This window comes from Microbacterium luticocti DSM 19459 (assembly GCF_000422405.1).
GTDB classification, from domain to species: Bacteria; Actinomycetota; Actinomycetes; order Actinomycetales; family Microbacteriaceae; genus Microbacterium; species Microbacterium luticocti.
The window spans coordinates 110283-121894 of record NZ_AULS01000007.1 but is presented as its reverse complement, the minus strand read 5'-3'; the positions used below and the strand labels follow the sequence as shown (position 1 = coordinate 121894).

The window sequence follows — 11612 nt, the reverse complement described above, 5'->3', positions numbered from 1 at the left end:
GCGGGCGGTGATCACCTCTGTCAGAGCTGCGGGCCCTGGTACGTGCCGTCGAACTTGCCGACGCCCCGTTGCACGGCGATGCGCTCGGTCGCGGTGGTGACATCGCCGCCGTCGCCCGGGTCCAGTCGGGCGGCCTTCGGCGAGCGACGTGTGCGCTTCTCGACGCGGTAGGCGACATACGAGAGCAGCAGACACAACGCGACGTAGATCGAACCGCCGACGATCGCTGTGGGCACCAGCGGGGTTCCGAACGGCACCTGGCCACCGAGCAGCTGGATGTAATGCAGCAGCTCGGGGTAGGTGATGATGAAGCCGAGCGCGGTGTCCTTCAGCGCCACCACGAGCTGCGAGATGATGACCGGCATCATGGCCCGCACCGCCTGCGGCAGCAGGATGAGGCGCATCACCTCGTTCTTGCGCAGCCCGACCGCGTACCCGGCCTCCTTCTGGCCGCGCGGCAGCGACTCCACGCCGGCGCGGATGGCCTCGGCCAGCACCGAGCCGTTGTAGGCGATGAGCGCGATCACGACGGCCCAGTAGGGGTCCATCCGCACACCCAGCACCGGCAGGCCGTAGTACAGCAGCATCATGAAGATCAGCACCGGGATGGCCCGGAGGATCTCGGTGATCCAACCGACGGGCACGCGCACCCAGGCGTGGTCCGACAGTCGGCCGACGGCGAGCACGAAGCCCAGGATGAGCGCGCCGATCGCCGCGACCACGAACGCCGCGAGCGTGGCGCCCAGGCCCTCGAGCAGCAGGAGCCACGGCCGGGTGTAGGTGAAGATCGACCACTTCTGGGCGTCGAACTGGCCGGTGGCGGCCAGCCGCCACACCACGACGCCGAAGATCGCGGCCACCACGAGCACGGTGATCGCGCCGAGGACCAGGTTGCGCACCCGCGCCCGGGGGCCGGGGACGTCGTACAGCACGGAGCTCATCGCTCGACCCTCCACTTCTTCTCAAGCGCCCGTTGCAGCCAGGCCAGCAGCAGCACCATGACGACGAAGATCAGTGCGATGAGGATGAGGGTGAGCAGCAGGTTTCCGCCCGACATCATCGTCTCGAGCAGGTTGTCGCGCCGGCCCGGCTCGCGGATCTCGCTGAGGTAGAGGGCCACCGAGCCGAGGTTCAGCACCGCGAAGCCGGCCGCGACGGTGGTGTTCTTCAGCAGCGCGATGAACACGCTCACCATCGGCGGGATGACGGATCGGAACGCCTGCGGCAGCACCACGAGCGACATGACCTGACCGAAGCCCAGGCCGAGCGCGCGGGCGGCCTCGGCCTGGCCGACCGGTACGGTGTTCACGCCGGAGCGGATGGTCTCGGCCACATACGTCGCGGTGTACACGCCCAGCGCGATCGTGGCCAGCACGAGCGAGCTGACTCGCTGCGCCATCAGGATCGGGATGCAGAACGCGAAGAAGAACATCACCAGCGTGAGGGGGGTGTTGCGGATCCAGTTCACGTAGACCGTGCCGACCGCGCGCGCCACCGGGATCGGCGAGACGCGCATCGTGCCGACGATGATCCCGAGCACCAGCGCAAGGGCGCCGCCCGCGAAGAACAGGATCAGCGTCCCCTGCAGCGCGTTCAGCCACAACTGCGGGACGTCCATCGCGCCTCCTCTTTCGTCGTCGGTTTCGGGGCAGCGGTCGGGCGGCGCACGACGGCGCCGCCCGACCGGAACGGGTCAGCCGACCGGGTCGACCGCCGGCTGCTCGGCCTTCACGCCCGAGGCACCGAGGTTGTTGTCGAAGATCTTCTGCCACACGTCGTGCCCGTCGGTGAGCACGTTGTTGAAATACGCCTGCAGCGCGGCGTCGTCCTTGGCCAGGCCGATGCCGTACCGCTCCTGGCTGAACACGTCGCCGACGGTCTTGAGGTGCTCGGGGTCCTGTGCGGCGTAACCGAGCAGGATCGCCTCATCCGTGGTCACGGCGTCGACCTGCCCCTGGATCAGTGCCTGCACGCACTTGGAGTACGTGTCGTACTCCTTGGTCTGCGCCGGGGTCAGCGACTTGATCTGCTGGATCGAGGTGGATCCGGTCGCCGAGCAGACCACATCATCCTTGGTCAGCGAGTCCTTGCCGGTGATCTTGTCGTTGTCCTTGGCCACCAGCAGGCCCTGACCGGTCACGAAGTACGGACCGGCGAACGCGATCTGCTCCTTGCGCTTGTCGGTGATCGAGTAGGTGCCGACGTAGAAGTCGACGTCGCCGTTCACGATGGCCTGCTCGCGGTTCGCCGAGGCGATCGGCTTGAAGTCGATCTTGTCTTCGCCGTAGCCGAGGGATGCCGCCATCCAGCGGGCGATGTCGACGTCGAACCCGGAACGCTTGTTCGTCGTGGCGTCGAGGTAGCCGAGCCCCGGCTGGTCCTCCTTGACGCCGATGGTGACCTTGTCGGCCTTCTTGATGCGGTCGAAGGTCGGGCTGCCGGTGAGGTCGACGTCGGTTGCGACCGTCCACGGCGTCTGGCTGCCGGTGGTGCCCGCGTTCCCGTTCCCGCCGTTGTCACCCGGTGTTCCGCTGTTGCAGGCGGTGAGCGCGAGCAGCGCTGCGGCCGCCACGCTCAGGCTCGCGATGATGCGGGTCTTTCGCATGTGTCTCTCTCTTTCGTGCGGGCCGGATCAGTGCGTGAGGAGCTTCGAGAGGAAGTCCTTGGCGCGATCCGACTGGGGGTTGGTGAAGAAGTCCTCGGGCGTGGCCTGCTCGACGATCTGGCCGTCGGCCATGAACACGACGCGGTCCGCCGCCTTGCGCGCGAACCCCATCTCGTGGGTGACGACGATCATCGTCATGCCCTCCTGGGCGAGGCCCACCATGACGTCGAGCACCTCGTTGATCATCTCCGGGTCCAACGCACTGGTCGGCTCGTCGAACAGCATCACCTTCGGGTTCATCGCGAGCGCCCGGGCGATCGCGACGCGCTGCTGCTGACCGCCCGACAGTTGCGCGGGAAGCTTGTCGGCCTGCTGGGCGACCCCGACACGGTCGAGCAGGGCACGCGCCCGGGCCTCGGCATCCGCCTTCTTCATGTTGCGGACCTTGATCGGACCGAGCGTGACGTTGTCGAGGATCGTCAGGTGCGAGAACAGGTTGAACGACTGGAACACCATGCCGACGTCGCTGCGCAACCGGGCGAGGCCCTTGCCCTCTGTCGGCAGTTCTTCGCCGTCGATGCTGATGGTTCCGCTGGTGATCGTCTCGAGCCGGTTGATGGTGCGGCACAGCGTGGACTTGCCGGACCCGGAAGGGCCGATCACCACGACGACCTCGCCGCGGTTCACGGTGAGGTCGATGTCTTTCAGGGCCTGGAAGTCGCCGTAGTGCTTCTGCACGTTCTGGATCACGACCAGCGGGTCGCCCCGCCGCACCGAGATGTTCGACGTCTGCGGAGCCGCGTCATCGGGGATCGTCATACAGACAACCCTATGGAAAACCCCGGTGAAATGGTGGCCGATCCGGCAGGGGTTTATCGATCCGTGACCGTGGCGCGCTGCGCGAAGGCCGATTCGTAGAGGCAGACGCTGGCCGCCGTGGCCAGGTTCAGCGACTCGGCGCGCCCGTAGATCGGCAGGCGCAGCGCGGTGTCGGCCAGGGCCAGCACGTCGTCGTCGAGGCCGCGCGCCTCGTTGCCGAACAGCCACGCCGTCGGCCGCGCCAGCTCTCCCGCCTCGCGTGCGGCGAGCAGGTCGTCGCCCTTCACGTCGGCCGCCACCACGTGCAGACCTGCGGCCCGCACGGCCGCCACGACCTCGGCCACCTCGCCGTCGACGGCGACGGGCAGGTGGAACAGCGACCCGGTGGTCGAGCGCACCACCTTGGGGTTGTACGGGTCGACGGTGCGGCCGGTCAGGATCACGGCATCCGCCCCCGCCGCGTCGGCGGCGCGGATGATGGTGCCCAGGTTGCCCGGATCGCGCACCTGCTCGCACACGGCGAGAAGGCGCGGGGATGCCGCGAGCACGTCGGCCACGGTCACCGGGAACCGCCGTGCCACGGCCAGCACCCCCTGCGGGGTGACGGTGTCGGCCATGACGGCCAGCACCTGTTCAGCGGTGACGACGATCTGGACGCCGACCTGCTCGCACCGACGGCGCAGGTCGACGTGCTTGTCGGCGGCGGCGGGTGTGGCGAACAGGTCGACGATCGCGTCGGGTCGGTAGGTCAGCGCCTCGCGGACCGCCTGCGGGCCCTCGAGCAGGAACAGCCCGGTCTCTTCCCGCACCCGGCGCTTGGCCAGCTTCGCCACGGCGCGGACGCGGGCCGATCGCGGGTTCTCGAGCACGCGATCAGTCTAGGGTGCGGCATCCCGACACCCGACCCGGCGTACGACGAACGGCGCCCCGTCACGAGGACGGGACGCCGTTCGCGTACGCGCCGGCTCAGGCGGCCGGTGCGTTGACGTTCTCGGGGAGCGCCTTCTTCGCGACCTCGACCAGCGCGGTGAACGCGGTCGGGTCGTTCACGGCCAGCTCGGCGAGCATGCGGCGGTCGACCTGCACGTCGGCCAGGCGCAGACCCTGCATGAACCGGTTGTAGGTCAGGCCGTTCTGGCGGCTGGCGGCGTTGATGCGCTGGATCCACAGTCGACGGAAGTCGCCCTTGCGCTTGCGGCGGTCGCGGTACGCGTAGACCAGCGAGTGGGTGACCTGCTCCTTCGCCTTGCGGTACAGACGCGACCGCTGACCCCGGTAGCCCGAGGCGCGCTCAAGGATGACGCGACGCTTCTTGTGGGCGTTGACGGCCCGCTTGACTCTAGCCATTTCGTTTCGTTCCTAACGTGCAGTCGGTGCGCTCAGCGCCCGAGGAGCTTCTTGACGTTCTTCGCGTCGCTGCCAGAGATGACCTCGTCCTTGTTCAGGCGACGGGTCCGCTTGCTGGGCTTCACCTCGAGGTGGTGACGCATCCCGGACTGCTGCTTCATGATCTTTCCGCTGCCGGTGACCTTGAAGCGCTTCTTGGCGCTCGAGTTCGTCTTCTGCTTCGGCATGTCTCTTCCTTCGTTGTGCATCCCGCTGTCGCGGGAAGTGTGACCCGCGGTGCGGGAGTCGGTGGGGCCTATTCGGCGTCGGAGCCGGAGGTCTGCGAGGGGCTGCTGGATGCCGCGGCCTTCGCCTCGCGCGCGGCGGCCTTGTTCGCCGCGCGCTGCGCGTTCTGCTCGGTCTTGACCTCGGACTTGTTCTTGTGCGGCGCAATCACCATCACCATGTTGCGGCCGTCGATGCGGGGGTTGGACTCCACGGTGCCGAACTCGGCGACGTCCTCGGCGAACCGCTTGAGCAGGCGCACGCCCAGCTCGGGCCGGGACTGCTCACGACCGCGGAACAGGATCATCGCCTTGACCTTGTCGCCGGCCTGAAGGAACCCCTCGGCGCGCTTGAGCTTGGTCGTGTAGTCGTGCGCCTCGATCTTCAGACGGAACCGCACCTCTTTGAGGATGGTGTTCGCCTGGTTGCGGCGGGCTTCCTTCGCCTTCTGGGCGGCTTCGTACTTGTACTTGCCGTAGTCCATGATCTTGACCACGGGAGGCTTCGAGTTGGGCGCGACCTCGACGAGATCGAGGTCTGCCTCCTGAGCCAGACGCTGCGCAACCTGGATGGCGACGACGCCGACCTGCTCGCCGTTGGGCCCGACGAGTCGGACCTCGGGGACGCGGATGCGCTCGTTGGTGCGGGGATCGCTGATGCGGAACTCCTCTTCGTGCGGGTGGGGGCCGCGGCGCGGGTGCGTCGCGGGCGGATACACGCCACCCGCACGGTGCGTCGTGCACCGGCTTCGCACCCTGGCTGCCGGCGGACCGGCGGAGTGCAACGACCCGGTAGCCTGGAACGGCAAGCGCGGGTGGGATGTGATCCTCTTTCGACCCGGGACAGACAGCCCCGGAGCCCGCCCAGTCTAGCAGAGAGTACGACGTGGACACGATTCCGGACGGACCCGATCAGGATGCCGCGCGCCTGGCGCGCTGGGAACAGCAGGAGCGCGCCGCCGCCGAGGCGACGCGCGACATCGCCGATGTGCCGGCGGTGGAGGTCATCACCACGACCGCGGTGCACCTGATGAGCGCCGCGGCGGTCAAGCTGGGCCTGGCCGACGACCCCGAGGCGCAGACCGACCTGGACGGTGCCCGCAAGCTCATCAACGCGCTGGCAGGGCTCGTCACCGCCGGCTCCCCCGAGATCAGCAGCGCCCACGCGGCGCCGCTGCGCGACGGGCTGCGCTCGCTGCAACTGGCGTTCCGCGAGGCGTCCGCGATCCCCGACCCGGTGGGCGAAGGCCCCGGCGAGAAGTGGACCGGGCCGGTCACCTGACCCGGAACCGGCCCGCGTGAGCGTCAGTGGGTGAGCTTGACGCTCAGCGAGTCGACGAGGGTCGCGATGCGGTCGTCGGCCGCCCATCTTTTCGCCAGCCGGGCCAGCACCGCGTCCAGCGCCTGGCGGTCCAGACCGTCGACCAGACGCAGCCGCACGATCAGCTCGGGGCCGCGCAGCCGTGACTGTGGATCACCGCCGGCCACCTGAAGATCGAGTACCGCCAGTTCGCGCCCGATGCTCTCGTGCAGTGCCGCGTACACCTCCCGGCTGCGGTAGCTGGGCTCCCACGGCGCCTGCTGCGCGATGGCCCACACCGCCGGGCGGCGCAGCACATGCTCGGTGGGCGAGGCGGGGTCGATGACGATCATGTCGGTGTCGTCGTCGACGGCGGCCAGTGCCGTGCGCACCCCGTCCACAGGAACCGGGCGGGCCGTGGCATCCCACCGCGCCAGCGCCTGGACGTCGGTGAACACGGGCAGCACGCGCCGGCCGTCGGGGGCGGCGACCGTCACGATCGACAGCTCCTGCGTCTTGTCGACGGTGTGTCCGCCGGGTGCGACGCCGGTCTCGCCCTTCTCGGCGACCAGCGGGATGAGCACGCGCGCGGTGCGGTACGCATCGACCACCGCCACCGGGTCACCGCTGCCTGCCGCGAACGCGATCAGCGCCTCGTGCAGCGCCGGGTCGGCCGAGCCGTCGTCGCCGGCGTGCGGGTTGGTCGCGAACGCGCGCCCGGCCCACGGCACCCCGGCCGAGTCGGCGGTGTTCGCGCCGTGCGCGCAGTCGTCAGTCCCGTGCGACATCCAGCGCCTCGGCCAGGGTGAACGCCCCCGAGTACAGCGCCTTGCCCACGATCGCGCCCTCCACTCCCGACGGCACCAGTTCGCGCAGGGCCGCGATGTCGTCGAGGCTCGACACCCCGCCGGAGGCGACCACGGGCTTGGTGGTGCGCTCGGTGATCTGCCGCAGCAGGTCGAGGTTGGGGCCGCGCAGGGTGCCGTCCTTGGTGACGTCGGTGACGACGTAGCGGCTGCAGCCGGCGTCCTCCAGGCGCGCGAGCACGGTCCACAGGTCGCCGCCGGGGCGGGTCCAGCCCCGGGCGGCCAGCGTGGTGCCGCGCACGTCCAGGCCCACCGCGATCGCGTCGCCGTAACGGCCGATGACGTCGGCCGCCCATTCCGGGTTCTCGAGCGCCGCGGTGCCCAGGTTGATGCGCGCGGCGCCGGATTCGAGAGCGGCGTGCAGCGAGTCGTCGTCGCGGATGCCGCCGGACAGCTCCACCTGCACGCCCTTGAGCTGCTTGATCACCTTGCGCAGCACGCCGGTGTTGTTGCCGCGGCCGAAGGCGGCGTCGAGGTCGACCAGGTGGACCCACTCGGCGCCCTGGCGCGCCCACTCGGTCGCGGCGTCGACGGGGTCGCCGTAGTCGGTCTCGGTGCCGGCCGCGCCCTGGGTCAGGCGCACCGCCTTGCCGTCGGCGACGTCGACGGCAGGCAGCAGGATCAGTTCGGGCGTGGCGGCGAATTCACTGGGCACGAGGTCACAGGGTAGCCGCGCGCAGGCCGTCGATCCAATTGGACAGCAACCGGATGCCTGCGGGGCCGGATTTCTCGGGATGGAACTGTGTGGCCGTCAGGGGGCCGTTCTCGACGGCGGCCAGGAACGGCACGGCACCGTACGCGCACCAGGTCAGCACCGCAGACGGGAACGGCGGCTCGGTGTGCAGGTGCCAGCCGGTGGCCGCGTACGAGTGCACGAAGTAGAACCGTTCCCGTTCGATTCGGGCGAACAGGCGGCTGCCGGCATCCGGCTGCACCGTGTTCCAGCCCATGTGCGGCAGGACCGGTGCGTCCAGCTCGGTGACCGCCCCCGGCCACTCCCCCAACCCCTCGGTGTCGACGCCGCGCTCGAGTCCGCGCTCGAACAGCACCTGCATGCCGACGCAGATGCCCAGTACGGCCCGTCCCCCGGCGAGGCGGCGGTCGATGAGTTCGTCGGCGCGGATGGCGCGCAGTGCCGCCATCACCGCCGAGAAGGCGCCCACTCCGGGCACGACGAGTCCGTCGGCGTCCATCACCAGCCCGCGATCGGCGGTGAGCCGGGCGTCGGCGCCGGCGGCGTCGAGTGCCTTCACCGCCGAGTGCACGTTGCCCGACCCGTAGTCGAGCACCGCCACCAGGGGCCGGTCGGTCACAGCGCTCCCTTGGTGCTCGGGATGCCGACCACGTCCGGGTCGTGGGCCTTCGCCTGTCGGAACGCGCGGGCGAGCGCCTTGAACTCAGCCTCGGCGATGTGGTGCGGGTCGCGCCCCGACAGCACCCGCACGTGCGTGGTGAGGCCGGCGTGGAACGACAACGCCTCGAACGAGTGCCGCACCAGCGACCCGGTGAAGTGGCCGCCGATCAGGTGCAGCTCGAACCCGGCCGGTTCCCCCTCGTGCACGAGGAACGGGCGTCCGCTGATGTCGACGACCGCCTGGGCGAGCGCCTCGTCGAGCGGCACGAGCGCGTCCCCGTAACGCGAGATACCGCTCTTGTCGCCCAGTGCCTCCCGGATCGCCTGCCCGAGCACGATCGAGACGTCTTCGACGGTGTGGTGCACGTCGATGTCGACGTCGCCGGAGGCACGCACGGTCAGGTCGGTGAGCGAGTGCTTCGCGAACGCCGTGAGCATGTGGTCGAAGAACGGCACCGAGGTGTCGATGTGCGAGGATCCGGTGCCGTCGAGGTTCAGCTCGAGCTCGACCGTCGACTCGCTCGTGGTGCGGGTGCGGGCGGCGGTGCGGGGGCTGCTCATGAGGCCGAGTCTAGCGAGGCGAGGGCATCCAGGAACGCGCTGGTCTCGTCCTCGGTGCCGGCGGTGACACGCAGGCTGTGGGCGAGCCCGATGTCTCGGATCAGCACCCCGCGGTCGTACAGTGCACGCCAGGTGGCGGCGGGGTCGGCGACATCGGTGAACAGCACGAAGTTCGTCCACGACTCGTAGGGGCGGTAGCCGAGCGCCGACAGGGTCGCCGAGATGCGGTCCCGCTGCGCGACGATGTCGTCGACGGCGGCGAGCATGGTGTCGGCGTGCCGCAGGGCGGCGGATGCGGCAGCCTGGGTGATCGCGCTGAGGTGGTACGGCAACCGCACCAGGCGAAGCGCGTCGACCAGCGCCGGGTCGGCGGCGAGGTACCCGACGCGGGCACCGGCGAACGCGAAGGCCTTGCTCATCGTGCGCGACACGGCGAGGCGCTCCCGGCCCGGCAGCAGGGTGAGGGCGGAGCGCTCGTCGCGGGGGGCGAACTCCCAGTACGCCTCGTCCACGATGACGATGCCGTCGGTAGCGTCGTACACGGCCTCGACGATATCCAGGGGCAGCGGGGTGCCGGTGGGGTTGTTCGGGGAGCAGAGCAGGACCACGTCGGGCCGGGCGGCCGCGACCTGTTCGGCGGCGGAGTCGGCGTCCAGGGTGAAATCGTGCGCCCGGTGCCCGGCCACCCACCCGGCCCCGGTGCCGCGGGCCAGCAGCGGGTACATCGAGTAGGTGGGACCGAAGCCGAAGACGGTGCGGCCGGGGCCGGCGAACGCCTGCAGCAGGTGCTGCAGCACCTCGTTCGAGCCGTTGCCGGCCCAGATCTGCTCGCGGGACAGACCGTGCCCGAGATAGTCGGCGAAGCCCTCGCGCAGGTGGGTGAACTCGCGGTCGGGGTAGCGGTTCACCTCGTGCAGGGCCTGCGCCACGGCGTCGAGGATGTCATCGGCGACCGCTTCGGGCACCGGGTGGGTGTTCTCGTTGACGTTCAGCGCGACCGGCAGCGGTGCCTGCGGCGCGCCGTACGGGGTCATCCCGCGCAGATCGTCACGGAGGGGCAGGTCTTCGAGGCGGGGGCTCACCCCTCCCATCGTAGAGCGGCCCACCGTGGCTCAGTGCGCGGGCGCGTACTCGGCGGGGAGGGCGAGCCGCTCACCGGGGCTGACCACCGCGGTCTGAAGCGCGTTCAGCCGCATGATCGCGTCGACGACATCGCGGGGGTCGGCCGCAGGGGCGACCTGCCGGGCGATCGACCACAGCGAGTCGCCGGCGCTCACCGTGATCGTGGCGAACGTTCCGGCCGGGGCCCCCGCGTCGCGCGAGGCGAGCGCGGATCCGCCGCCCAGTGCCGCCCAGCCCAGGGCCGCGGCCACAGGCAGCGCGACCAGCGCAGCGAGCACCCGCCGCCCGCGGGCGGTGATGCGCAGCCGGGTCGTGACGGGGGCCGATGTCGCAGAGATGGTGCTCATTGCTCCTCCTGATGACGGTGAGAGGTTCGGGCCGGATACTCGGCCGGGAGCATCCGGACCCGAATCTCTCTTCCGAATCTAGTTTCGATTCTGTATGATGTCAAGTGGGATCTTCTCCCGCATCGGATCGAAGACGACACGCCTACGCGGTGCCTGCGATCCGCTTCGGGAACGGATACCGTTTCGATGAGGACACCCCATCACCGACCTCCGACATTCGAAGACGCTGCGAGATGCGGCACGACGGGAGCTGACATGAGCGACACTGCGAACGACACCGCGCCGGCGGGCGCGAAGCCGCGCCGGCAGACGCGGCGGCGCAAGAGCCTGAGCGAGAAGCAGATGGCCATCCTCGAGGTCATCCAGCGCTCGATCGCCCGCTACGGGTACCCGCCCAGCATGCGCGAGATCGGCGATGCGGTGGGGCTGAAGTCGCTGTCGAGCGTCACCCACCAGCTCAACCAGCTCGAGCTGAGCGGCTACCTGCGCCGCGACGCCGGCAAGACCCGCGCGATGGAGGTGCTGATCGACCTGCCGGGCGCGGCCTCGACCGACAACCCGGCCGATTCCGGGCCGGCCGTCGGCGACGCCGCCCTGGTGCCGTTGGTCGGCCACATCGCCGCCGGGGTGCCGATCACCGCGGAGCAGCAGGTCGAGGAGATCTTCCCGCTGCCGCGGCAGCTGGTCGGCAAGGGCGAGCTGTTCATGCTGAAGGTGCAGGGCGAGTCGATGATCGACGCGGCCATCTGCGACGGCGACTGGGTGGTGGTACGCGCACAGTCCACGGCCGACAACGGCGACATCGTGGCGGCGATGCTCGACGGCGAAGCGACGGTCAAGACGTTCCGTCAGCGCGACGGCCACACCTGGCTGCTGCCGCGCAACTCGGCGTTCGAGCCGATCCTGGGCGATGACGCCAGCGTTCTCGGCAAGGTCGTGGCGGTGTTGCGCGCGGTCTGATGCGCAGCCTCCCGTTCTGCCGGGACGTGGCTCTTCCGGGCGCGACGACGGGGGCCACCGGCGACCGC

Annotated in this window: 16 protein-coding genes; 2 read left to right on the top strand and 14 right to left on the bottom strand. The window is 69.9% G+C overall.

Annotated features, from left to right (window positions below; translation table 11 throughout):
- Positions 1-20 precede the first annotated feature (20 nt).
- The 8 genes from H577_RS0109375 to infC all read right to left on the bottom strand — a co-directional run bounded on the left by H577_RS0109375 (position 21) and on the right by infC (position 5753).
- On the bottom strand, positions 21-941 hold the full coding sequence (locus H577_RS0109375; RefSeq protein WP_029145747.1) for an amino acid ABC transporter permease: 921 nt from the start codon (positions 939-941) through the stop codon (positions 21-23).
- The gene (locus H577_RS0109370; RefSeq protein ID WP_029145746.1) at positions 938-1618 is read right to left on the bottom strand and encodes an amino acid ABC transporter permease; all 681 of its coding nucleotides are present in this window, start codon (positions 1616-1618) and stop codon (positions 938-940) included. The genes H577_RS0109375 and H577_RS0109370 overlap by 4 nt, the downstream gene beginning before the upstream one ends.
- A 75-nt stretch (positions 1619-1693) precedes the next feature.
- Positions 1694-2605, bottom strand: coding sequence for a glutamate ABC transporter substrate-binding protein (locus H577_RS0109365; protein ID WP_029145745.1), 912 nt, complete (start codon positions 2603-2605; stop codon positions 1694-1696).
- Between the two features lie 27 nt (positions 2606-2632).
- Entirely contained in the window at positions 2633-3424 is a 792-nt protein-coding gene (locus H577_RS0109360; RefSeq protein WP_029145744.1) for an amino acid ABC transporter ATP-binding protein, read from the bottom strand.
- 53 nt (positions 3425-3477) lie between these two features.
- Positions 3478-4293 (bottom strand): TrmH family RNA methyltransferase, encoded by an 816-nt coding sequence (locus tag H577_RS0109355; RefSeq protein WP_029145743.1) that lies wholly within the window; start codon positions 4291-4293, stop codon positions 3478-3480.
- Positions 4294-4390: 97 nt separating this feature from the next.
- Positions 4391-4771, bottom strand: coding sequence for a 50S ribosomal protein L20 (rplT, locus tag H577_RS0109350; protein ID WP_029145742.1), 381 nt, complete (start codon positions 4769-4771; stop codon positions 4391-4393).
- 32 nt (positions 4772-4803) lie between these two features.
- Complete coding sequence (gene rpmI / locus H577_RS0109345; RefSeq protein WP_029145741.1) at positions 4804-4998, bottom strand: 50S ribosomal protein L35; 195 nt, start codon at positions 4996-4998, stop codon at positions 4804-4806.
- Positions 4999-5066: 68 nt separating this feature from the next.
- Positions 5067-5753 carry a translation initiation factor IF-3 gene (gene infC / locus H577_RS15860; RefSeq protein WP_084516043.1) on the bottom strand — a complete coding sequence of 229 codons (687 nt, stop codon included), beginning with the start codon at positions 5751-5753 and terminating at the stop codon, positions 5067-5069.
- 167 nt (positions 5754-5920) lie between these two features.
- Here infC and H577_RS0109335 point away from each other — a divergent pair, with 167 nt between their 5' ends.
- Positions 5921-6316 carry a DUF1844 domain-containing protein gene (locus H577_RS0109335; protein ID WP_029145740.1) on the top strand — a complete coding sequence of 132 codons (396 nt, stop codon included), beginning with the start codon at positions 5921-5923 and terminating at the stop codon, positions 6314-6316.
- A 23-nt stretch (positions 6317-6339) separates the two neighbouring features.
- On the opposite strand, the gene H577_RS0109330 is transcribed toward H577_RS0109335, so the two are convergent.
- From H577_RS0109330 to H577_RS0109305, 6 genes are read right to left on the bottom strand one after another with little or no spacing between them, the layout of a single operon-like run.
- The gene (locus H577_RS0109330) at positions 6340-7122 is read right to left on the bottom strand and encodes an SseB family protein (protein ID WP_029145739.1); all 783 of its coding nucleotides are present in this window, start codon (positions 7120-7122) and stop codon (positions 6340-6342) included.
- Positions 7106-7855: a bifunctional 1-(5-phosphoribosyl)-5-((5-phosphoribosylamino)methylideneamino)imidazole-4-carboxamide isomerase/phosphoribosylanthranilate isomerase PriA gene (priA, locus tag H577_RS0109325; RefSeq protein WP_029145738.1), complete on the bottom strand. Its 750-nt coding sequence runs from the start codon at positions 7853-7855 to the stop codon at positions 7106-7108. The genes H577_RS0109330 and priA overlap by 17 nt, the downstream gene beginning before the upstream one ends.
- A gap of 4 nt (positions 7856-7859) precedes the next feature.
- Positions 7860-8513 (bottom strand): imidazole glycerol phosphate synthase subunit HisH, encoded by a 654-nt coding sequence (hisH, locus tag H577_RS0109320; protein WP_029145737.1) that lies wholly within the window; start codon positions 8511-8513, stop codon positions 7860-7862.
- Complete coding sequence (gene hisB / locus H577_RS0109315) at positions 8510-9115, bottom strand: imidazoleglycerol-phosphate dehydratase HisB (RefSeq protein ID WP_029145736.1); 606 nt, start codon at positions 9113-9115, stop codon at positions 8510-8512. Before hisB ends, hisH begins: the two co-directional genes overlap by 4 nt.
- Positions 9112-10206, bottom strand: a complete 1095-nt coding sequence (locus H577_RS0109310; RefSeq protein ID WP_211217912.1) for a histidinol-phosphate transaminase — start codon at positions 10204-10206, stop codon at positions 9112-9114. Before H577_RS0109310 ends, hisB begins: the two co-directional genes overlap by 4 nt.
- Positions 10207-10227: 21 nt before the next feature.
- Positions 10228-10584, bottom strand: coding sequence for a LysM peptidoglycan-binding domain-containing protein (locus tag H577_RS0109305; protein WP_029145734.1), 357 nt, complete (start codon positions 10582-10584; stop codon positions 10228-10230).
- A 255-nt stretch (positions 10585-10839) separates the two neighbouring features.
- Between H577_RS0109305 and lexA the strand changes: the two genes are divergently transcribed.
- Positions 10840-11544 (top strand): transcriptional repressor LexA, encoded by a 705-nt coding sequence (lexA, locus tag H577_RS0109300; RefSeq protein ID WP_029145733.1) that lies wholly within the window; start codon positions 10840-10842, stop codon positions 11542-11544.
- Positions 11545-11612: the final 68 nt, after the last annotated feature.

Coding starts and splice junctions, on each gene's coding strand:
- H577_RS0109375 (WP_029145747.1), bottom strand. CDS start 941: ATGAGCTCCGTGCTGTACGACGTCCCCGGCCCCCGGGCGCGGGTGCGC.
- H577_RS0109370 (WP_029145746.1), bottom strand. CDS start 1,618: ATGGACGTCCCGCAGTTGTGGCTGAACGCGCTGCAGGGGACGCTGATC.
- H577_RS0109365 (WP_029145745.1), bottom strand. CDS start 2,605: ATGCGAAAGACCCGCATCATCGCGAGCCTGAGCGTGGCGGCCGCAGCG.
- H577_RS0109360 (WP_029145744.1), bottom strand. CDS start 3,424: ATGACGATCCCCGATGACGCGGCTCCGCAGACGTCGAACATCTCGGTG.
- rplT (WP_029145742.1), bottom strand. CDS start 4,771: ATGGCTAGAGTCAAGCGGGCCGTCAACGCCCACAAGAAGCGTCGCGTC.
- rpmI (WP_029145741.1), bottom strand. CDS start 4,998: ATGCCGAAGCAGAAGACGAACTCGAGCGCCAAGAAGCGCTTCAAGGTC.
- H577_RS0109330 (WP_029145739.1), bottom strand. CDS start 7,122: ATGTCGCACGGGACTGACGACTGCGCGCACGGCGCGAACACCGCCGAC.
- hisB (WP_029145736.1), bottom strand. CDS start 9,115: ATGAGCAGCCCCCGCACCGCCGCCCGCACCCGCACCACGAGCGAGTCG.
- H577_RS0109310 (WP_211217912.1), bottom strand. CDS start 10,206: ATGGGAGGGGTGAGCCCCCGCCTCGAAGACCTGCCCCTCCGTGACGAT.
- H577_RS0109305 (WP_029145734.1), bottom strand. CDS start 10,584: ATGAGCACCATCTCTGCGACATCGGCCCCCGTCACGACCCGGCTGCGC.
- lexA (WP_029145733.1), top strand. CDS start 10,840: ATGAGCGACACTGCGAACGACACCGCGCCGGCGGGCGCGAAGCCGCGC.